At 22.1% G+C, this 2,210-nt stretch carries 2 protein-coding genes; both read left to right on the top strand.

From position 1 onward, the window contains the following. Window positions 1-334 precede the first annotated feature (334 nt). The gene (locus Q4E08_RS12060) at window positions 335-628 is read left to right on the top strand and encodes a hypothetical protein (protein ID WP_138289570.1); all 294 of its coding nucleotides are present in this window, start codon (window positions 335-337) and stop codon (window positions 626-628) included. A 218-nt stretch (window positions 629-846) separates the two neighbouring features. Continuing rightward, window positions 847-1,563 carry a hypothetical protein gene (locus tag Q4E08_RS12055; protein WP_303131258.1) on the top strand — a complete coding sequence of 239 codons (717 nt, stop codon included), beginning with the start codon at window positions 847-849 and terminating at the stop codon, window positions 1,561-1,563. Window positions 1,564-2,210 lie beyond the last annotated feature (647 nt).

Below are 2,210 nucleotides of genomic sequence, written 5' to 3'. Positions count from 1 at the left end.
CTATTATTTATTAAATATTTTAAAGTCTGAATATATTGCTTAATTATTAGAGGAATAGATTTTCATAACCTATATTTTCAGAGTTTAAATCCATCTAACTTATTTATAATTCTGTTAAAAAAATATATTTTGGCTAAGTTTATAGTTAAGCTAATAACAAATTATTTTGGGTAGTAAGACTCATATCTAAAAATTCTTACTGGGAATTTAATAAAGAATAATAGCGAAGAGATGGAAGTTCTATTAGTAAGTCTATTAAAAAATATAGTATAAAGAATGGATTTTTTTGTATTATGTAAAAAAATGACTTATAATAAAAAAAGAGGTGATTTATATGGGATTATTTAATAAGGAAAGTAAGGAAGACAAGCAAGCAAAAAAAATAAAACAGTTTATGGATAGGTATCAGTTAGAAGATCTTGACGAAAAAGACTTAATTGTACTTCAAAGAATAGCTACTGACTTAGCAGGTAACTCATTCTTTAAAACAGGTATGGCTTTAAGTTTTGCAAAAGCAGAAGAACAAGCGAAAGTAACATATTTAAGTGCATTAACGGAACAAAATTGGATGATAATAAGACAACTAAGTAGATTAAATAAAAATATAGAAAAATTATTAGAAAAATAGAATTTAAACATTAATAATTATAGAATTTTGGTAAATATTAAATAATTTGAACTTTTTATAAGATTTAATGATTATTATGATGATATAGCTAGAAGATATAAAAGATAGTACGATTAATTACATTAGTATATATGGATACTTTTAGAGAAAATGATATAATAATAAGCTCTTTATATTATATATTATTGTAAAATTATATATGATTGGAGGTAGACATATTGAAAAAAATAAAATTTTTCAAAGGTTTAATACTAGCATTTTTAATTTTAATATCTATATTAAGTATTATATATTTAATTATATCATTATCACTATTATTGCCAATGGGTTTTCAATTTCTTAATAATAAATATACTGCTATATCTGACTTAATGCCAAACTATTCAACTGTTTTTGAATCTGTATTTACATTAGTAGGTATTTTAACATCATTAATAGTAAGCTTATTGTTGTATAGGTTAACAAAAAAACAAATTATTGATAGCTATAATAGGGAAGTAAGGGGACCGTCAATAGCTGTATATTTTAAAATAAAATTTTACATTCTAAATATGTTAATAGAAAAAATGATAAAAGAAAAGAAATTCTTAAAAAATAAAGATTTTAAAGACTTAAAGTTTATTTTTAATGAGTTACCTAAAGCTGATACTGAAGATATCGATAAATATTTGTTTCTTGTAATAGGAGAATTAAAGGACAGAGGAGTTAAAAATTTAATTTTTGGACTTATAGAAGATATTAAAACTAATAAGAATGTATTACCGTATCTATTGAAAGAAAATTTGATAGATAAAAATAATAATTTAATAGAAATTGATGCTTTAGTTTGGGAAAATGTTGTGAAAAGTATTTATTTTGATAATTATGATAGTTTTACACCTTTATATAAAAATATGATTGAAAATGTATATGAACTAAGTCAAAGAAAAAACTAATTATTTTATTAGTTTTTTCTTTTTAATGAGGAATAGAAATAGGTGGGTAGTATAGTATGTTAACTAAAGCAGCAATTAAATATTTAAATGTTCAACTAACATTAACTAATCCTATTACTATAAAAGAAGCTTATATTTATGAAGCTAATGTAATTAGAAACAATATTTAGTATAGAAGAGAACCATAGAGCTGGACCAATTTTTAAAGAATATAATTAGTAATCCAGTAAATAAATCTAGGCTTTGAAGTGATGTTTCGAGTAAAGATTTAAGTATAAGAAAAATACACGATCGATTACCTGCAATGATAGCTATAAGTTAAGTAATATAATTGCTACTAAATTAGTTAGTGGTGATGTAGCTTTTAAACTAGCTATAGATACAGAGACAAGCAAATATCCAATAATAGATTTTTTCGATGATAAGAAATTTTTTTAATATGCTTGATGAAACTAGAGAGCTGGAATATATAATATATAAATAAATTTTATACTATAATACGAAAAATATAATTAATAGTAAATAAAAGGCTAGGATTTTTCCTAGTCTTTTATTTTGTAAAAAAGGTTAAAAGTTAAATTCTTTTTCTTTCAATATGTTATAGTGAGTTAAACTTATAATGGTATTTATGACATTTTATATATTAG

Origin of the sequence: Clostridium sp. (assembly GCF_030532265.1) — a bacterium.
In the GTDB taxonomy this organism is placed as follows: domain Bacteria; phylum Bacillota; class Clostridia; order Clostridiales; family Clostridiaceae; genus Clostridium.
This window is presented reverse-complemented; position numbering and strand designations above follow the sequence as displayed.